The sequence below is a fragment of the Clostridium acetobutylicum ATCC 824 genome (assembly GCF_000008765.1).
GTDB classification, from domain to species: domain Bacteria; phylum Bacillota; class Clostridia; order Clostridiales; family Clostridiaceae; genus Clostridium_S; species Clostridium_S acetobutylicum.
In genome coordinates, this window is the sequence record NC_003030.1 from 1439740 (window position 1) to 1459894 (window position 20155).

Sequence of the window (20155 nt, forward strand, 5' to 3'; positions counted from 1 at the left end):
AAATGGAGGAAATAACTTTAGAAAAGGTTGATATTATAAAAGAGAGAACTGGAGTTACATATACTGAAGCTAAGGAAGCACTTGAGGCTTCAGAAGGTAATGTAATTGATGCTCTAATATATATTGAGAACAATACTAAATCTCGCAAAGATAATCTTTATGAAACAAAGGATGAATTTGTTCAGTGGATTAAAGATACTATGAACAAAGGCAATGTTTCAAGAATAAGAGTAAAAAAAGATGATAGAGTTATATTAGATATACCGGTGGCAGCTGGAGTTGCTGGTGGTGTTATAGCTGGAGCTGTATGGGCCCCATCACTTGCAATAATGTTTCTTACAGCTGTATTTGCAAAGGTAACAGTAGAAATAACAAAACAAGATGGTTCAGTAGAAGTTGTAAATAAAGTTGTGAAAAACACTGTTTCAGATGTAAAAGATAAAATAAACGAAGTAAAAGACAAGGTAATGAATAAGAAGTCTGATGACAAAACTAACACAGATAACGCTTACCAGTATACAGTTAAATTTGATGAGGTAGATGGTAATAACGACAACAGTAACAATAATAACAATAATAATCAAGGTCAACAATAAATGTTAGCACATTAGTAATAGAACACAGTTTGATTACTAATTTATACGTGTCAATAAATTGTTTGGAAATTCAATATTTTGGCACGTATAAATTAATTTACATATAAATTAGTCACAAGTTTAGGCTTACGTTAAATTTTCCCTCTATATAATTGGAAAAATTATAAGCAAATTTTAGATGAAGCTCACTGTATTTTGTAGTGCTTTTTATAAGATTTATGAAGGCTGCTTTATTGCATCGGCTTAAATTGTTATAATAATCTTTGCATATTTTCCAAAATTTTTGTGGGAAAACCAAATAGGATAATATATACAGGTATTCGTCAAGGTTCAATGGGTTTATTTGTTCGTAAACATTTAGCATATTTATTAATAGCTCACTATTCCATCTAGTATTATCTCTCTTCATTATTCTTCTCATAAAGTATGATATATCATGAACAGAATAATCAAATTTACACTTATCGAAGTCTATTACCCAAATATCATTGTTTTTGTCAAAGATTATATTTTTGTTAACATAATCTAAATGACATAAACTTTTTTTGAAGTTTCTGCTTTCTATTCTAGAAGAAGCATTTAAAGCTATTTTAGAAAGCTTTATACATAGGTCGCAATTATTAAGTGCAATTTTAGAAAAAGAGTCGTTTATTTCATAAGCTTTATTAAAAAAGGATAGTATCTGTTCAAAATGTTTTTTGTTTGATAAATATATATGTTCAAAACCGTATCTTATGGAGCTACCTTGTATGGAGAAAAACTTTTGAGAACACTTATGCATGTGAGCTAAATTCTTAGAAGCTTTAAATAGATCTTCTTTTTTATCGTAGTTGCACTTTAGTCCATCAATCCAGGGCATAAGTATAAAAATCATTCCTGAATATATTACAAAACGTGAGTTATCAAGTGTAGGTAGAATTCTTGTTACATTAATGCCGTGCCTAAAAAACCATTCAGTAGTTGAATATACAAATAGAAGCTCTCCTTTATCATAGTATACTTTTTTCAAGCAGTATTTTTTAGAACCTAAAGTTAGTTTATACACAGCCCTTTGTTTTTCAGTATCTTTAAATTTAATTTGTAATATTTCCGCATCTTGAAGATTATATTTTGGTAATATATATTTTTTTATTGAATCCTCCGGAAGAAGAATATGTGAGGGATTAGTTTTTTCAATCACTGAATCACTTCCTAAAAATTATCTTATATATAATGATATTAAGAAATTTTTTATAATATACATTAAATAAAAGGATTTTAAACATTTATCAAGAATTAAATGTTATAGGAAAAATAAAATTACTTCTATATTTTTTCAATTTTAGAATAAAAAACACCATTGAATGGGTAAACTAAGAGTATGAATAGAATAATTTTATTATTTTTTAAAATAAAATTTCTCAAAAGAAGGATTTAAACTTTTTTTGTCGAAATTAATTATGCTCATGGGAATTTAGTTGTTAGGGTGGAATGTCTTATTATAGCTGAAGATATAATTCAAAAAGTAAAAGATTTAAATGATATAGTGGATATTGTATCTGAAAAGGTAAAGCTTAAACGTACAGGACGTAATTATTCGGGGCTTTGCCCATTTCATCATGAAAAAACACCGTCATTTAGTGTATCTCAGGATAAACAAATATATAAATGCTTTGGATGTGGAGAAGCAGGAAATGTTATAACTTTTGTAATGAAGACTAAAAACTTTTCTTTTGTAGAGGCGGTAAAATACCTTGCGGACAAAGTTAACATTACTATAGACGATAATAAAGATAAGTACTATGCAAAAAATAAAGAGAAATATGACAAATTGTATAGTATGAATGTTGAAGCAGCCAGGTATTTTTTTAGAAATTTAGATTCTAATTCAAAAGCAAAAAAATATTTTTTGGATAGAGGAATTAATCAAAAAACCATGAGAAGGTTTGGACTTGGATATGCTAAGGATGACTGGAGACAGCTTCTAAGTTTTATGAAATCTAAGGGGTATACAGAATTAGAACTTATTGAAGCAGGACTTATAGTACAGAAAAATAAAGCTGTCTATGATAGGTTTCGAAATAGGGTTATATTTCCTGTATTTGACTATAAAGGCAAGGTTATAGGGTTTGGAGGTAGAGTTTTAGATGATTCTAAACCAAAATATTTAAACTCTCCAGAAACCAAGATATTTAAAAAAGGAACTAACCTTTATGGACTAAATTTTGCAGTGAAAAATAATATAGGGGATACAATTATAATTGTAGAGGGATACATGGATTGTATATCTCTTCATCAATATGGTATAAATAACGTTGTGGCTTCGCTTGGAACAGCACTTACGAAAGATCAGGCAAAGTTGTTAAAGAGATATGCTAGTAAAGTGGTAATATCATATGACGCTGATACGGCTGGTCAGGCTGCTACACTTAGAGGGTTTGATATATTAAGAGAAGCAGGATTTGATATAAAAATAATAAAAATCCCAGATGGTAAAGATCCAGATGAATTTGTGAGAAAAAATGGTAAAGAGGCTTTTATGAGGCTTGTAGAGAATGCTGTTTCAATTATAGACTACAGGATAAATAGGGCCTTTGAAAACGTCAATTTGAAGGATAGCGAAAGTGTTATAAAATATGTTAAGGATATTTCGGAAATAATCGAAGAGTTAGATCCAGTAGAGAAAGATGTCTATATCAAGAAAATTTCAGATAAAACGGGAATAAGAGAACAAGCAATTTATGATTTGATTAGTACTGATATTCAGAAAAGTGGCAATAACATTGAAAAAATGAATAAAAATAGCAATTATGGACAAAATTTATATGTGGAATCCGCACACGTTAAATCCGAAAGATATTTACTTAGATTAATGATTGAACATAAAGATATACGCAGTTATATAGAGTCCAAAATTAGTGCGGACGATTTAATAATGGAAAGCCATAAAAAAATATATAACATTATATTGAATTTTGAAGATAATTTAAGTAGTGATCTAAAATCTAAATTTGGTTTTATTGAATCAAGATGTGATGATGGGGAAAGTTCCTCTGAAATTGTAAAGATAGAAGAACAGAATATAATGCTTTCAGAAAACAATGTTAAAGATCTTGTAGATGATTTTATTACAAACATTAAAAAATTTAGATTAGAGGAGTCAAAAAAGAAGATTATGAGTGAAATTAAAGGCCTTGAAGAAAAGGGATTGTTTGATGAGACCATTGAACTTATCAAAAGAATGGAAGAAATACAAAATCAGTTAGACAATCTATAGAATAACGGAAGGAGGTTTTCATTAATGAAAAATAAGACTGAAGTTAAAAACGGGGGAGAAAAGAAAAACTCAAAAAAAGTGTCAAAAGAAGAAAGCGCAAAAGAAAAAAATGAAAAAATGAAAATTGTCAAAAACTTAATAGATAAAGGGAAAAAGAGTGGAAGTTTAACGTATAAAGAAATAATGGATGAACTTCAGGAAGTTGACCTAGGACCAGAGCAGATAGAAAAGATATATGAGGTTCTTGAATCTGTTGGCGTTGATGTAGTAGGTGACATGCATGAAATAGAGGTTGAAGAAGAAGATTTAGATTTGACAATACCCGAGGGAATAGCTATAGATGACCCTGTAAGAATGTACCTTAAAGAAATTGGTAAAGTTCCGTTGTTATCACCAGAGGAAGAAATTGATTTAGCGCAAAGAATTAAAAACGGTGATAGATCAGCAAGGAAGAAGCTTGCAGAAGCTAACTTAAGACTTGTTGTAAGTATTGCAAAAAGATATGTTGGAAGAGGGATGCTTTTCCTTGATTTAATCCAGGAAGGAAATTTAGGACTCATTAAGGCAGTAGAAAAGTTCGATTTCAAAAAAGGATTTAAATTTAGTACTTACGCTACTTGGTGGATAAGGCAGGCAATAACTAGAGCTATAGCGGATCAAGCAAGAACTATAAGAATTCCGGTTCATATGGTTGAAACCATAAATAAACTTATAAGAGTCTCAAGACAGTTGCTTCAGGAATTAGGTAGAGAACCTCAGCCAGAAGAAATCGCTAAAATAATGGATATGCCGGTTGATAAGGTAAGAGAGATAATGAAGATAGCACAAGAGCCAGTATCACTTGAAACACCTATAGGAGAAGAAGAAGATAGTCATCTTGGTGATTTTATTCCAGATGATGAAGCTCCTGCTCCAGCAGATGCTGCTGCGTTTAGAATGCTTAAAGAGCAACTCCTAAAAATTCTAAATACATTAACTCCTAGGGAAGAGAAAGTTTTAAGACTTAGATTTGGTCTCGATGATGGAAGAGCTAGAACACTTGAAGAGGTTGGAAAAGAGTTTAATGTTACAAGAGAGAGAATAAGGCAGATAGAAGCAAAAGCTCTTAGAAAACTAAGACATCCAAGTAGAAGCAAAAAATTAAAAGATTATCTTGATTAATAAATACTAAGGTTATCCTTAATGGGTGGCCTTTTTATTTTTAGCTAAATATATTGGAAGAGTACCTCTCTTTCAACTGATTTTTATTTATGATATAATTATGTATAAAAGAAGGTGAGAAATTGGAGTATATAAAGCCGCATAAAGGATTTTCAACTTTAATTATTTTAGGAATAACACTAGGGATTGATTTAATATTTTCACTTTTAAGTACTTTTATTAATACATACATAGTTTTGCGAATTTTAGAAATTTTTATTGTGTTTTTTAATATATATCAATTATATTATATACTTAAAAGTTTAACTCTTAAGTATTGCTATGATAATGAAAATTTTTATGTTTTATGGTGTTTTGGAATTAGAAGGGTAACTATACCATTCAAAGAAATTGAAGCATACAATGTCTCTCATGGAGAAATAAAGGGAGTAAAGTTGTGGGGGTATGGTAGGAACTTCTTTGCATTAGGAACATTTTCTGTAAACGATATTGGTATAGTTAATATGTTTGTTACTGCTACTAAAAATGTAATCTATATAAAATGCAATTCTTCCATATATGGCATTTCTCCAGAAAAATGTGATGAGGTTAAAAACTTTCTAGAAAAACGTAAATTAGTTTTGAAAAATTGGACATACGAAAAACGAAATAAAGTGTCTTTGAGTAAGGATAGGCATTTTGACATACTAATTTTTTTAATTTCCATAGTGATTTTAATGGTTACAATAATTCCTTTTATTCTATATTTAAGGGGAGTAATGCCGCATAAGATGCCTTTAAGCTTTGATTCTAACTTTAAACCTATGATATATGGAACGTCCAGAGAATTTGCTTTTAAGCATATGATGTACGGAGCGTATAATATGATTATATTCTTTTGCATATATTATTCAGCGTATTTTTATGCAAGGTATAGTAAAAAATTAGCCTATAGGCTCATGTATATTTCATTTTTAGTAGCTTTTATATTTCTAATATTTCAATTTAAAATTTATGTTACATATATACATTAGAAAGTTGGTGCAGCAATATAAATGGAAATATCAAATAGACTTAAATCAATTAGCGAGGTTATGGACAGGTGTGAAATTGCAGCAGATATAGGAACAGATCATGCATATTTACCAATATACCTTATAAAAAATAACTTATGCAAAAGATTTATTGCTTCAGATGTAAATGCTGGTCCGTTGAAAAAGGCAATAAACAATATAAATAAGTATAAACTTGAAGATAAAATAGAGTGTCGTTTAGGTTCAGGGCTTAATGTCTTAAAACTGGAAGAGGTTGATGTTGTAGTTATAGCTGGAATGGGAGGAAATCTAATAAGAGATATAATAGAGGAGAGACTTGATATATTTAAGAAATTAAAATATGCAGTGCTTCAACCAGTACAAAATCCAGAAATACTTAGAGAATATCTTATTAAAAGAGGCTTTAATATAATTGAAGAACAATTATGTATTGACGAAAGTAAATATTATGAGATAATAAAAGTATGCTATGATTCCAAAATAGAAGATAAAGATGATGTGTACTATGAAATTGGTGATAAGCTAATAGATATGAAACATCCTCTTTTAAAGGAATATATTAATTACAAAATAAGAAAGTATGATAAAATATACAAGAACATAAGTGAAGAAAGCTTAAATGCCTTAAGTAGAAAAAATGAGTTGTCCATAAAAATTCGGAAATTAAAGGAGTTGTTGTCATGTCTTTAAAGGTAAAAGATTTATGTAATATAATAGAAGATTTTGCGCCAATATCACTTAAAGAAGATTTTGACAATGTTGGACTTATGGTTGGAGATAGAGAAGCTTCTGTGGATGCCATAATGACAGCTCTTGACTGTACTATGGATGTTATAGATGAGGCAATAGAAAAGAATTGTAATATGATAATAACACATCATCCAATACTCTTTAAAAAGCCTTCAAAAATAACAATGGATACTCTTTTAGGTAAAAAGATAATTAAGATAATAAGTAATAACATAAATGTGTATTCGGCACATACCAATCTTGATAGTGTTAAAGATGGGATTAATGATGCTGTAGTTAACATATTAGGATTTGATAAATCAAGTATTTTAGCTAAGAATAACAAAGCAGTAAAGGAAGCTGGAATTGGTAGAGTTGTAGAATTAGAGCAAAATATGACACTTAAAGAATTGTGCGATAGAGTTAAAGAAAGCTTTAAAATACAAAGCTTAAGATACTGTGGAGATGAAGATAAAAAAATACACAGTTTTGCAGTTATAAATGGGAGTGGGCAAGACTTTTTTGAAGAGGCTAGAAAGAGAGGAGTTGACTGTATAATTACAGGAGATACTTCTTACCACTATGTTAGTGATTACAATGAGATGAATATAGCTGTTATCGATGCTGGTCATTTTGGAACAGAATGGCCATCTGTAGTAGTTATGTCAAAAAAGCTTGAAGGTGCTTTGCATAAGATGGGCATAAATACACCAATTTTAGTTTCACAGAATAATATTGATCCATATAAATTTAAGTAGATATAGAGGTTTTCTATGTCTACTTTTATTTTTACATAAAATAGACAATCTATTTATAAATGCTGTTTTATTAATATTAGGTAGGTTTTTGTAAAACAAATAGCTTATAAATATATTAAAATGTGTTTAAAGTCACATTTTAGTACATATGTAAGTTAAGTTTTATAGTATAAAACCTATTATTGGGAGGAAGAGATATGAATAATAATGTAGAATTAGCATATTTAATTCAAGAAAATTATGATCTCATAAAAGAAAGCAAAAAAATACTTAGGGATGGGTCATATATCTATCTGCTAAAAAAATTAAAAAGCGAATTTGAAACTGCCAAGAAAAATTATGTAAACAGAAAAACAGAATTAGCTAAAATAAAACAAAGCTACTCAGCTATAAGTATTGAACTTAGAAAAGAAAGAGAAAAGATGGAGACTAATGAATATAAGTTGTATAACAAAGCTGGTTCTAATTTAAACATGATAGAAAAGTTAGAAGGAGCAATTGAAATTGAAAAGCAAAACTTAAAGAATCTAGAAGATGAGGCAGTGGATTTATTAGATGAAGAAGAAAAGTTGAAAAAGGAAATAGAAGATTTAAGACTTAAGCTTGTAAATATAAAGGATAATTTTTATGACTATAAGGAAAAAAGTAGCGAAAAGGTTGAAAAAGCAAGACAGGAAATGATTGCGGCTAAAACAAAAATAGAAGAGATCAAAAGTAAAATACCTAAGGAGTTATTTGAAGAGATATCACATTTGATGTCAAAAAGCAGCTGTGCAGTTGCAAAATTAAATGGAGAGATATGTGGGGGCTGCAGGATGAAGGTTTCATCAATGACAATAGATGACCTTATAAATAACAACAGTATAGTTCATTGTGATAACTGCGGCAGGATTTTATATTACGATGAAAGTGAAGGAAAAATTAAAAGAAAATATAAAAGAAAAATAAGAGCGTAATTATATAATAAATTTTACTATTGATATAATATAATATTTATGTTATGATATTCTATGCGAGTAAGCCAGACAATCGCTGCTGCAATTTGCAGGAGAGGAAAGTCCGAGCTCCATAGGGCAGGGTGCCGGGTAACTCCCGGTCAAGGCGACTTGAAGGAAAGTGCAACAGAGATATACCGCCATTTTATAATGGTAAGGGTGGAAAGGCGAGGTAAGAGCTCACCAGCGCATTGGCGACTTTGCGGCTATGTAAACCCCATCTGGAGCAAGATCAAATAGGGAAGCGTTTTGGAGTGGCCCGCTCTGCTTCCGGGTAGCATCGCTTGAATCTTATGGTAACATAAGGTCTAGATAGATGATTGTCGAATACAGAACTCGGCTTACAGGTTTAGTCGTCCATTGAAAACACTAGGTTTCGTGCTTAGTGTTTTTTATTTTGCCACCGATTTGCCATACTATTCGTTTAAAAGCAAAGATATGTGTTAAGGATAAAGAAATGTATACCGATATTTTATGAATTAATAATATAAGAGTTTTAATATTCCTTCAAATGGAGTGGAAGGTGAATTATCTACATATTTAGCAGTAGTTATAGTAACAAGGCTGCACCAAAGAGCGTTTCCTAAAGAAAGCCAATTAGCTAAATGCATTCCTATAGTTGCAGTAATCAGCAGTAATCAGCGGTACCAAATAAACTATATGGTTATTTTGATTTGATATTTTATTGATGAGAATTAAAATTTATATCAATAAAAAAGGCTATTATTGACATACCGTAGGAAAACCCATAAAATAAGAAGATGAGTAGGATATGTATAAATGTTTTATAAAGTCCAAGGATGGTACTTTATTATATTACATAAACTTTAATAAAGAGAAAATTTATGACATAAAAGTGGTGATACAAATAGCAGATAAAATATTAGTAGTAATCTCTAAAATGGATTCATTTATAGGAGAATTAAGAAAAGGAATAGATAAAACAGAAGCTGTTAAAAAGGATATACAAGAACAGAGGCGAATATTAATTAATGGATTTTGTTCTGATGCAGGTAAAGAAGTTCAAGAGAATGTAGGTAATCTTTTAAAAGTCTCAAGAAATATTTTAGATACAATGGGAAGAATGTCAGTAAAATTAAATACTGCAAAAACAGAATTTATAAAAGCAGATCAAAATAGTTTTAAGACAAAAAGTTTTCAGCCTAAAAGGATTTATAGAGGAGAAAAGCCTTCAAAAGAGGCAGCAGATAAAGCACATATAATACCTAATAATAAGCTCGAAATTGAACTTGGAAAATATATAATATGTTATCTGATTAAGGAGAAGCTCGAATCAGACAAGCTAAAAAAAGAACTAGAAGTAGGAGATTTCGATAGCATATGTAGAGATTTTGATGGTATGGATTTGGAAAATACTCTAAATGCGATAACATTAGGAGAAGCAGGAGCAGCAATTGAAGGCTTTGAATCATTAGTTAATGGAGCCTCAAAAGGATTGAAACTACTTAAAATAGGCATAGAAGGAGCGAAAAAAGCTTTATCAAAACTAACAGTGGAGGACGTAGCCTTAGCATTTGCAGGAGCAAAAGGATTAATAAGAATAGAAGAAACTGTTAAAAATTTAGATAAAGAGGAAGGAATAATAAAGGCAGCATTAGAGGCAGCAAAACAAAAATTAGATAATTTATCTAAGATAGTGACTGATATGAATAGTGTTGAAAAAAATAAAAGCTTACACGGAGAAAATCTTGTTAAGGAAGTAAGTAAAACTGAAACATATACTGATGCCATGAAAAAGTATATTATAGTTCCGGAGGATGGTTTTCAAGCGTTACTTGAGAGGAAATATATTGAAATTAGAAAATCAGGTTTAAGTGATGTTAAAACAGTTTCAAAAAATACAGGATTATCAGAACAAGATATTGTAGATATGAAGAAACATTTATTTTTAAATACTCATGACTTATCTATAGGAGGAAGCGCTCCTAAAAAATTATATTTTCAGGCAGATCCGGATATTGCATATGCTTGGCAAAAAGCACAAAGCGGAGAACTTACAGAGTTGCAAAAAAAATGGTTTAAAACACTTAGAAATCATGAGATAACAGAAAAAAAATCTATGGATAATGGAATGCTTTTAAGGCATCCATCTACTTGGAATGCGGAAACAGAGCAATTCACTTCTAATCCTTTAAAGAATGCACATGACAAAGCAAATTTGACTTCTCCAAATCCAACAGATCCATTTCCTGGATATGATGCAGCATCAGATTTTATTAAAAATATTGATAAAGATATTAATTACTAATTTTGAGGTGATAAAATGTATATGAAAGAAGCAATTACAAGGATTAATAACATAAAATGGAATGTAGTTGGCACAAGTGAGTCAGAAGAAGAAAGTAATTTAGGTTATGAGTTCTTAAGAAGGTTAGCTAAATTCTTTAAGGACGAATCAATAAAACCAGTAAAGCCACTAGTTGCAAATATAGCTAAACTGCTTGGTGATACAGAAGAAGAAATAGATATTTCTAATTATTGTACTTCGGAAGTTGTGGGGTTTTTTGGAGAAAACATATATATGAGAAATGTGGTGCAATATTATATACAATTAGCTAGATATGCCGATAAAAATATAGATGCTATTAAATATCTAAGTGTATATGAACCAGCAATTAGAATATTTGAAAGAGGAGGTATGTTTGTTCTTAAGATAAACGCATTAGATATAGTAAAGGTTGCACATTTTCCATTAGATAGATGGTATGAAAGATTTGTTGAAAAAGAACCTATTAATATAGATGGAATATAGTTGTTGTTAAGAAGGAGTAACAAATATAAACTAAAAAAGAAGGTACATATTGAGAGTGTAAAATAGTCTGTGTAAACTTCAGAAGATGATATAATAAATTATCAGAATGAAGGGAGCATGGACTATGTTTTCTCTGAAGATGAACTAATAAAAATACTTGCTAAAGATCCAAATGTAAAAACAGTCGAGGATGTTCAAAATATATTGAAGAGTTGTTTAAAAATTTGTTTCAGCAGATGTTCAAAGGAGAACTGGACGAACATATAGGATATGCTAAACATAACTATAAAGATAAAATTTTTCATTTTAAGTTGCAGAATCTTATTTTTTATTTCTGGTAATGCGACAATGAATCATAAAAATGCAGAAGCAACAACAAGGGTAGCACTTATATGCCTGATATTTTAGGTAATAAGATTAGTATTTGCATTTTTGTATAGAAGCGAACGGAAATGAGTGCTAATGGAATGATATTAGCTAGTATTTCAGATTTAATAGCATCAATTTTTGCTATCTTAATAAGTAATATCATATCTTTCATATTTTGTTTTATAGCATGTATGCTATTTTTGTTGCAGGAATATTAGGATATAGGGCTAACGCAAAATAGAATGGTAGCATAAATAAATTTGTTACCGTACTAATAAAATATATATTTCTACATAGTAGTGTTAAAAGATAAATTATTCAAAACAGAGAAAACATACTTAGATAGTGAGGAATATATGTCGTATAATATTGATAATAAGTTTGAATTGCACAAAAGATGGGTTGAGACAAGTGGTCATGAGGGTGAAAAGTTATGTTTAGAGGAAGTAGATTTTAGAAAATTTGATTTATCTGATAAACTGTTTGAACAAGCAAATCTAGCAGAGTGTGTATTTGACAATCTTAACCTTGAAAATATAGATTTTCATACATCACTTCTATGTTCATCAACTTATAAAAATACTAACTTAAGAGGATGTGATTTTTACAAAACAGATTTAAGTTATACAGATTTTTCTGATGCTGTTATAAAAAATGTTAGGTTTAGCAAAAGTGATTGTTGGGAATCAATATTTAGAAATGTTAATTTAATAAATTGTAATCTGATAAATGATTACTTTTACTTAACTGATTTTAGCAATGCAACATTGGATAATGTAGATATAAGTCTATCCACATTTGAGGAGACATTACTAAATGGAGTAAAATTAAGAAATATTAAAGGTATAGAAGAAGCTCATTTTGAAAGTATTAATATTGGTACATTTGAGAAACCGATATTGCTGAAATCACAAGAAGCAAAGAAATGGGTGTTAGAAAACTGCTTGTAGTAATGATAAAAAACAAATTTGTTTTAAGATAATCTATAAATAAAATAATCCTTATTTGTAATTATCATACCGAAGTGAAATATAATGAATCATTTGAAAATTAAGTAGGTTGGTTTATTATTTTTTGTGAATAAATTCATCTCAAGTAGCATTAGTGTTTGCAGGAAGAAGAGATTAACATGAGTAGTAATAAAAAATCTAATAAATTCAATTTATCATATAGGAGATATTTTTGAATACGATAAGGATATTTCAGTAAATGATGCATTAAACTATTTAGATAAAATAAAAATGGAGTTGTTAAATCTACGGACAATGAAATCATAGAAGTGTGTATTGATGTTATTTGTGCAGCATTTCTTCATATTTCACATTTAGATGATTTTGATATATCGTTCTTAAAAGAATATTTAAATATTGAAACCAACCAAATTGTAGAAAACATCATAACAATAATGGGAGCAAGTTGTAGGATACAGTATAGAAACATAATAAGTAACTATCTATCATCAGATAATCAAAATATTGTTGATGCTGCTGAGGAAGCTTTGGAGACTTTGGATTTTATGGTGCAGCAAAAGGAGCGTTAAAATTAGTGATTTTAACATAAAATGTGTAATAAAAATGTATAGGTAGAGAGGAAATAATAACATGAATATAATGGTTGACAGAAATGAAAAACTTCCGATATTCTTCCGACATTCCACAAAATAAACTAAGATAAATTAGAATAAAGTAAAATATAAGAGTGCTTATAAAGTTAGAATTTGTAAGGCTTTAAAGATATATTAAGATAAATGAGGATACATAAAAATACCGCTGTTCGCAAATACAGAACTCGGCTTACAGGTTTAGTCGTCCATTGAAAACACTAGGTTTCGTGCTTAGTGTTTTTTATTTTGCCATACTATTGCCATACTAATCTTTTAATATGTTTAGTAGTTTTTCAGTGGCAGCTTTTTGCATGCTTTTATTAACATGAGAATAAATATTAGCAGTTGTAGCGATATCTTTATGGCCTAAACGTTCCTGTATAACTTTTAAGTCAGTGCCTTGTTGTAGTAAAAGAGTTGCATTTGTATGCCTTAAATCATGAAATCTAACATTTTTATTTATTTTTGCAGCTTTTAAAACTTTTTTAATTTTATTTGTATATAACATGGGATGAATATATTTACCTGAACACCATGTCATAATCAAGTCATACCTTTTACCATCAAACATGTTATCTTTGTAAAATTCTTTAGCATTCGATTTGTTTTCTAATTGTTTATGATGTAGAGTTTTCAATAAACTTAATATAAAATTGGAAATATAAACAGACCTTTGACTTTCTATAGTTTTAGGAGAAGACATTTTTACATATCCATTTGTATAAATTAAATTGTTTTTTATGGTTAAAGTGTTTATCACTATAGTTTATATTTGACCACTCTAATCCTCCAAGTTCTCCACGTCTTAATCCTACTTCTAGAACTAGTTTTAACGCTATGTTAAACTTTCACAGGAGCACCACAGCAAGCAAATAATGTAACTACACAGACGAATATAGATACATCATCTATATCGAGCATACAAAGGGAATTAAATAGGCAAGGCTTTGGCAATTTAAAGATAGACAATATTGCAAGAAAAAGAACTTTATCAGCATGTCCAACAGTCCATAAATATTCAAGAGGAAATATAAACTAAGTGGATTTAAGAAAGACTTGGAGTTAACGCAGACGGTATAAACGGATACCAAACTCAAACAGCTATTAAGAATTTTAAAAGGTAACATGGATTATATTCGGATGGAATTGTTAGTAAAAATACATGAAGAGCATTATTAGGACTATAGAAATATAGTTCTTTTTAATATAAAAAAATAAAATTTTGGGGGTAAATATAAATGGAAAAATATAATTTTATAATTGCATTATTAATAATTTTAGGAGTGTGCGGAGTTGTAGGATACGGATTTGCACATTTAAAAAAGAAGGGATTTAAAACACAGGCACCGTTTTAGACGGAGCACAAACAGTAGTCGGAGATGTTGGAACTGCAATAAGGGCAGCTGACTCTTTAGTACCTAATAATAAAACTCTAAATTTATTAGATATAATTGACAAAATAGTATATAAATCTGTCATGGGAACAAAACAATTATATATATCATCACAGTTACCTGCAGATCAAAGAAAAGATAATGCAAAAAAACTTATATCAGCAGGACTAAAAGTAGCTAACATAAGCGAGACTCTATCTTCAGATATATTTATAGATGCAGTACTAGAGCAGATTATATATGATTCCAAGATAGATACAGAAAAGAAGAGTCAGGAGCAAAACACTTTACAATTACAGATAAGCCAATTAACTACAGAAAAAGCAAAATTACAGGCTAGCAATACAGAGTTAGTAAATAAAAATACAGAGCTTACTAATAAACTTACTTCAATTCAGAGTGCCGTAAAATAACTAATATATCAGATGAGTATCTGGTGTAATGCAAAAAAACATTTCAGGTGCTTATTTTGCTTTTCATTAATTGAAAACAAACAAGAATCTGGGCCTAATTGCCAAGATGTTTTATAAAATAAGTAATAAGCCTTTTATCATTATTCATAGTTCTGCTTTATACCAAAATTATAATTATTTAATCCATGTATGTAATATTGAGGTAAATTATGCTATTATATAATTAAATGCAAATTATAGAGTAGAAAGATAAAAATGGCAGAAATTAGTATTAGCCCAGAAGATATTGAATATGATGATAGTAGCATGGTATCTTTATATAGTAATTCTGTAAGGATGGAGACGAGTATATATGATTTACAATTTATTTTTGAATCTCAATATTCTAAAAATGGTAAACCAACAATTAAACAATTGGCAAGAGTAATTATGAGTCCTCTTGCAAATATGTTAAATCGCAATATATTTGAGTACGAAAAAAAATTTGGTGAAATAAAATTACCAAATGAATTATAATTGGGTAATCAGTAAATATGAATAAAAAGCAGAAAGAAATTAATAATAGTATATACATAGAAGATTCTACACATAGTAATATATTATATACACAGGAGTTTGTTGAGGAATTGTTCCATGAAGGGTATAAATTAGGTTTTTTACAAGGGACTACATATGCAAATAAAATTTTTAAATCCAAATCTACAGTAGATTTAAATATGGAGGTGGAGAAGTTGTCGGTGGAGATTGAAGGAATCGCTAATAAGTTAAAAAATTTAAACGACATTATAATCAACCAAAATAAACTTACCAATGATAACTTAAATAACCTATCAAGTAGAGTGAACGATTCATCAAAAACATTAATGAACAAAATAGATGATTTATCGCATAGAGTAGAAGGAATAGATAAGAGAACGATAGTTTTGAAAAAAAGTTTAGATTATATAAAAGAGGATATATGCGATAATATAAAAAGCAGTATAAAAGATATAAAAGAAGACACTAAAGACTTATCTATAATTAGAAATAATATAGGTAACATGGATGAAAAAAGTAAATGGTGGAAGCAATTTTTACTAGCCCCAATAATATCAGCAACATTATCAGGAGTTTTAGTTGCAATTATCATGCTTTGTATAAAAAGCATCAAATAAAATATAATCTATGAAAACAACTGCGAAATAACTAATATAAGAAATCCCTAGAGTAGCATAAAAACTATTCTGGGGACTTTTATTTTAGATTATTTGTAACGGCGTTTATGAATTAGGAAATATCTTTGTAAGCTTAGGGCCATAATAATCACTATTATCATAATAATAAACGGATATATCTCTTTGTAGAAGGCTACCATTTTTATCAAAAGCGTTAACTTCAGCGAAATAAGTTCCAAATCCATAATTACTATATATATCTGCACCAAATGATATACTAGTAGTTGGTGCATCATGAATCCCGTTAAATACTGGAGTAGCAAATGTTCCGTTATTAAATGTTTTTTCTTTTGATATAGTAAATGTATAATAAGCTACATTTACTACGGGATTCCAACTAATAGTTCCATTTAAATCGATTGTAGGATTTAATAAGTTAGTCTCCGAATCATATAATTTACTTTGTATATTTGTATTTGATTTATTGGTTTTAGCCATAGTAGTTGCTGAAACGGATAAAGTACTTGTACCAATAATAGAAAAAGCTATTAATAGCGATGTGATTTTGTTAAATTTCATAATTAATACTCCTTTATTTTAAGTAATACCAAGTTTGAGCGCCTACAATACCATCTAAAGCAAGTGGATCTGAATAGCCATTTCTATGAAACTCACGATCAATGCGTCTCTGAAAGTCTACTACAGCAGAATAAGTAGCACTACCAAAAATTCCATCATCGTAAATACCTAATCTACGTTGTATATCTGCAACAGGTTCTCCTGTATCACCTTCTTGTATAATACCGCCGTTGTCAATAACTTGCTGAGCTGTCATATAACGACCAAAGCTAGTACCATATGTTCTAGTAGAAGCAAACATTTTAGATTTAGTAGCATTTAAGTTAGTAGCAACTGGTGCGGATACTTTTGGAATAGGATGATTTTGTATAACTGTGGGTATAGCAGCAAAAGCACTAGAAGAAATTAATACAGTAGAAACAATTCCTAAAGATAAAGCTTTTAATTTTAAGTTTTTCATTTTGAATCCCCCTTAAATTTCATTAAATGTATTTTTAATACAAATAAAGCGTACAACTTATCGGAATAAATGTAAAATGTTGTATTTAACTAGTTCTCATTGTAATTATCTAAATGAGACAATCTACGACGATTAGGTGTAAAATTGTTACTTTAATTAAATATTCCACCAATTTTAAATATTCTGTAATTTTAATGTTGCAATGTAGCATGTATGGTAACATTTACTTTAATAATAACTAAGTGTTAAATATCTTTTTTAGTAAACTATATGCCAATATAGGTTATTTTTATACCATAATGTATACTAAGTAGGTATACTATTATACAATTATTTACAATATTCTTGAATAATTATGAATATTTTGTTAAAATAAATGTTGGACAAACTAAAGGAGATGTTTTTATTGAAAAAAGTAATAGGTATAATTAGTATTGTTTTATTTGTGTTAATTTCATTTCAGAGTTGTGCGGCAGGAGTAAGCAATGCTCTTGAAAAGTCAAAATCATCAAGTGGATCAGCAGGATTTATTCTCGCAGTATGCATGTTAATTGCAGGTATAATTGCAATAGTATCAAAATATAGTAAAGGTATGACTATTACATCTATAGTTTTTTATGCTATTGGTGGCATTATAGGTATCGCAAATGTGGGAACATATAAAGATTTACAAATATGGTCTATATTAAGCTTTATATTTGCAGCATTAATTATATTTCATATTGTTAAAAATAAAGAATTGTATACTGGTACAAAATAAAAAAAGGGAGCATGTTATTGCTCCTTTTATAATTTACTTAAAAGCAAAATAACAATAGAAAATGGAATTATATGAGATGCTTTTTAAAATATCTATACTTAACTTAGAAGAATACATTACTAAGAGGAAAAAGGAAGATAACTTAAATAAATTTGATATTAAAAATTTACTTCTTAATTTTTAAGAGTTTTTAATATGCTGCAAATATCATTTATATCTTCAGTACTTAGCTCATCAAAGTTATCTAATTTAGATTTTATATTTTCAATTATTTCGTTTCTGTAGCTTATACCATTCTTTTTACTAATAAAGAAGGTTGAGATAGTTCCTGTAAGCATACTTAAAAAACCTATGCCTATAAGCATAAGTATACTCGCTATTACTCTTCCAAATGGAGTGGAAGGAGATATATCTCCATAGCCCACAGTAGTTATAGTAACAAAGCTCCACCAAAGAGCATTTCCTAAAGAAAGTCCCTCCGTTAAATGCATTCCTATAGTTCCAGTAATCAGCACAAATATTGTAGTATAAATAACATAGTGAAAATTATTGGTTTTTACAAATTTTGTAAAATGGCTTTTAAATCTTAGTAGCAGAGAAAATGCCATAAATAATTTTAGAAATTTAATTAGTTTTGTAAATTTTAATAATTTCGATATTTTTAACAATCTAAAGCCTTGAAAAATTGAATTAAATGGAATGATTGAAAGTAAGTCTATTATGTTTTCTTTGAAGAATTTTTTTTTATCTTTTGATATATAAAGCCTTAAGAAATAGTCTATCGTAAAAATAATTAAGATAATATTATCGATTGTATCAAATATGTATAGAGTTTCGTTGGATAGTTTAACTGATAATTCTATGATTAACATAATAGATGCAATTAAAGCTAATAGAGATGAAGTTAATTCGTATAGTATTTTATTATGCGTTGTAATATTCAATGTAAATCCCCCTTATATAATTATATTATTTTATAAAACAGGTATAATTTCAAGTTGATGCAATTTCCATATTTGACGTATAGATTGAGATATATAGCTATAGTTTAATCAAATACCAAGGTTTAGTATATTTTAAAAGTGTTTTATAGCTCAAGTTTAAGAGGGTATAAGATGTAACTATTGACAAATGTTAATAAATTGTTACAATTAAGTGAGTATTATTAGTACAAAAGGTATTAAGATACAATCTTTATAAATGATTGCTTCAATGGAGTTGTCTTACTTATATTACGTTTGATTATTAGTTTCATAAAAGTTATAGTGGAAGTGGGAATTGTTCTAGTATCATTAATTACAATTGGAGTTTTAATTCTACTATATAAATATGAGCAGAGGTCTGAACGTAAAATAAATATATATAGAAGGGTAATGGTAAAATGAAAAAGAAAGTGTATAAAAACAGATTGGCTTTATTTTTAAGTGCAATTATAATTTTAACATCTTTTGTTGGATGTTCTGAAAGTTCTACAAGTAAAAAATCCAATAGTAATACAGCAAAGACTATAGCCAAGCCTAAGCCTAAAACAGCACAATCAGTACTAGATGAATTAAAGAAAAAAGAATCAGCATATATGACAAATATAACTGTTGTTACGGCTGATAATGATTCAAACAAGCTTTTAGGCAGACCTAACCAATATACGGAAAAAGTAACATGGAAAGATAATAGATCTAAGGATTCTCAAGTAGATTGCTCAATTGAGTTGTTTAAAAATAAGGATGATGCTACAGCAAGAAAAGATTATTTAGAAAAAATAATAAAATCTATGCCGATGCTTACACAGTACATAGAGCAAAAGGATAATGTATTACTAAGAATAGATGGAGTGTTAACACCTGAACAATCTAAAGAATATATAAATATTTTTAATTCCATTTTTAAAAATTAGATGATTTATAAAAGATGGTGTGTTATTTTATTAACTAATGTTGACACCATAAGATAAATATGTAATACTAATCATATAGAGTAAACATTTACATTAAGACTAGAAGAAATTCAAAATGGCTATAGAGAATTTAGAGAATAAGCCGTGTAAAACTGAATTTGCTTAGTAAATAGTATTAACTTTTTTATATTAGAATGTACTATTTTAGTAATAGCTAAGTAAATTTG

22 protein-coding genes and 1 other RNA gene are annotated in these 20155 nt (G+C 28.8%); 18 read left to right on the plus strand and 5 right to left on the minus strand.

The genetic code is table 11. The features are described 5' to 3' along the window. Positions 1-2 precede the first annotated feature (2 nt). Entirely contained in the window at positions 3-596 is a 594-nt protein-coding gene (locus tag CA_RS06830) for a DUF4342 domain-containing protein (RefSeq protein ID WP_010964609.1), read from the plus strand. A 112-nt stretch (positions 597-708) separates the two neighbouring features. Here the strand turns inward: CA_RS06830 and CA_RS06835 are convergent, their stop codons facing one another. After that, entirely contained in the window at positions 709-1776 is a 1068-nt protein-coding gene (locus CA_RS06835) for a CotS family spore coat protein (RefSeq protein WP_010964610.1), read from the minus strand. A gap of 285 nt (positions 1777-2061) precedes the next feature. Between CA_RS06835 and dnaG the strand changes: the two genes are divergently transcribed. The 12 genes from dnaG (at position 2062) to CA_RS06900 (ending at position 13211) form a co-directional block, all read left to right on the plus strand. Beyond that, complete coding sequence (dnaG, locus tag CA_RS06840; protein ID WP_010964611.1) at positions 2062-3852, plus strand: DNA primase; 1791 nt, start codon at positions 2062-2064, stop codon at positions 3850-3852. Positions 3853-3876: 24 nt separating this feature from the next. Further along, positions 3877-5013 (plus strand): RNA polymerase sigma factor RpoD, encoded by a 1137-nt coding sequence (gene rpoD / locus CA_RS06845; protein WP_010964612.1) that lies wholly within the window; start codon positions 3877-3879, stop codon positions 5011-5013. Between the two features lie 122 nt (positions 5014-5135). Further along, positions 5136-6026: a PH domain-containing protein gene (locus tag CA_RS06850; RefSeq protein ID WP_010964613.1), complete on the plus strand. Its 891-nt coding sequence runs from the start codon at positions 5136-5138 to the stop codon at positions 6024-6026. A gap of 21 nt (positions 6027-6047) precedes the next feature. Beyond that, positions 6048-6737 carry a tRNA (adenine(22)-N(1))-methyltransferase gene (locus CA_RS06855; RefSeq protein WP_010964614.1) on the plus strand — a complete coding sequence of 230 codons (690 nt, stop codon included), beginning with the start codon at positions 6048-6050 and terminating at the stop codon, positions 6735-6737. After that, positions 6728-7534 (plus strand): Nif3-like dinuclear metal center hexameric protein, encoded by an 807-nt coding sequence (locus tag CA_RS06860; RefSeq protein ID WP_010964615.1) that lies wholly within the window; start codon positions 6728-6730, stop codon positions 7532-7534. The genes CA_RS06855 and CA_RS06860 overlap by 10 nt, the downstream gene beginning before the upstream one ends. A 197-nt stretch (positions 7535-7731) precedes the next feature. Then, entirely contained in the window at positions 7732-8490 is a 759-nt protein-coding gene (locus CA_RS06865; RefSeq protein ID WP_010964616.1) for a zinc ribbon domain-containing protein, read from the plus strand. A gap of 57 nt (positions 8491-8547) precedes the next feature. Beyond that, positions 8548-8889: RNase P RNA component class A (gene rnpB, locus CA_RS06870), an RNA gene on the plus strand. A gap of 412 nt (positions 8890-9301) precedes the next feature. Continuing rightward, a complete protein-coding gene (locus CA_RS06880; RefSeq protein WP_010964617.1) occupies positions 9302-10798 on the plus strand; it encodes a hypothetical protein in 1497 nt (498 codons plus the stop codon). Positions 10799-10819: 21 nt separating this feature from the next. Beyond that, positions 10820-11302 (plus strand): hypothetical protein, encoded by a 483-nt coding sequence (locus CA_RS06885; RefSeq protein ID WP_241426480.1) that lies wholly within the window; start codon positions 10820-10822, stop codon positions 11300-11302. 117 nt (positions 11303-11419) lie between these two features. Next, positions 11420-11569, plus strand: a complete 150-nt coding sequence (locus tag CA_RS06890; protein WP_010964619.1) for a hypothetical protein — start codon at positions 11420-11422, stop codon at positions 11567-11569. Between the two features lie 458 nt (positions 11570-12027). Beyond that, on the plus strand, positions 12028-12621 hold the full coding sequence (locus CA_RS06895; RefSeq protein WP_010964620.1) for a pentapeptide repeat-containing protein: 594 nt from the start codon (positions 12028-12030) through the stop codon (positions 12619-12621). Positions 12622-12950: 329 nt separating this feature from the next. Next, entirely contained in the window at positions 12951-13211 is a 261-nt protein-coding gene (locus CA_RS06900; protein ID WP_013913546.1) for a hypothetical protein, read from the plus strand. Positions 13212-13539: 328 nt separating this feature from the next. Here the strand turns inward: CA_RS06900 and CA_RS06905 are convergent, their stop codons facing one another. Beyond that, a complete protein-coding gene (locus tag CA_RS06905; RefSeq protein WP_010964621.1) occupies positions 13540-14034 on the minus strand; it encodes a tyrosine-type recombinase/integrase in 495 nt (164 codons plus the stop codon). Positions 14035-14751: 717 nt separating this feature from the next. Between CA_RS06905 and CA_RS06910 the strand changes: the two genes are divergently transcribed. From CA_RS06910 to CA_RS06920, 3 genes are all read left to right on the plus strand, one after another. After that, positions 14752-15081, plus strand: a complete 330-nt coding sequence (locus tag CA_RS06910) for a hypothetical protein (RefSeq protein ID WP_013913547.1) — start codon at positions 14752-14754, stop codon at positions 15079-15081. 255 nt (positions 15082-15336) lie between these two features. After that, positions 15337-15597, plus strand: coding sequence for a DUF3467 domain-containing protein (locus CA_RS06915; protein WP_010964622.1), 261 nt, complete (start codon positions 15337-15339; stop codon positions 15595-15597). Positions 15598-15614: 17 nt separating this feature from the next. Beyond that, positions 15615-16235: a hypothetical protein gene (locus tag CA_RS06920; protein WP_010964623.1), complete on the plus strand. Its 621-nt coding sequence runs from the start codon at positions 15615-15617 to the stop codon at positions 16233-16235. A 105-nt stretch (positions 16236-16340) separates the two neighbouring features. Here the strand turns inward: CA_RS06920 and CA_RS06925 are convergent, their stop codons facing one another. Together CA_RS06925 and CA_RS06930 are read right to left on the minus strand one after the other, a co-directional pair. After that, a complete protein-coding gene (locus tag CA_RS06925) occupies positions 16341-16814 on the minus strand; it encodes a hypothetical protein (RefSeq protein ID WP_010964624.1) in 474 nt (157 codons plus the stop codon). Between the two features lie 13 nt (positions 16815-16827). Next, positions 16828-17274 carry a peptidoglycan-binding domain-containing protein gene (locus tag CA_RS06930; RefSeq protein WP_010964625.1) on the minus strand — a complete coding sequence of 149 codons (447 nt, stop codon included), beginning with the start codon at positions 17272-17274 and terminating at the stop codon, positions 16828-16830. A gap of 406 nt (positions 17275-17680) precedes the next feature. On the opposite strand from CA_RS06930, the gene CA_RS06935 reads away from it, so the two are divergent. Next, positions 17681-18034 (plus strand): hypothetical protein, encoded by a 354-nt coding sequence (locus CA_RS06935; RefSeq protein ID WP_010964626.1) that lies wholly within the window; start codon positions 17681-17683, stop codon positions 18032-18034. 173 nt (positions 18035-18207) lie between these two features. On the opposite strand, the gene CA_RS06940 is transcribed toward CA_RS06935, so the two are convergent. Continuing rightward, positions 18208-18978 carry a potassium channel family protein gene (locus CA_RS06940; RefSeq protein ID WP_010964627.1) on the minus strand — a complete coding sequence of 257 codons (771 nt, stop codon included), beginning with the start codon at positions 18976-18978 and terminating at the stop codon, positions 18208-18210. A gap of 437 nt (positions 18979-19415) precedes the next feature. Here CA_RS06940 and CA_RS06945 point away from each other — a divergent pair, with 437 nt between their 5' ends. Then, positions 19416-19928: a hypothetical protein gene (locus CA_RS06945; protein WP_010964628.1), complete on the plus strand. Its 513-nt coding sequence runs from the start codon at positions 19416-19418 to the stop codon at positions 19926-19928. The last annotated feature ends 227 nt before the right edge of the window (positions 19929-20155 follow it).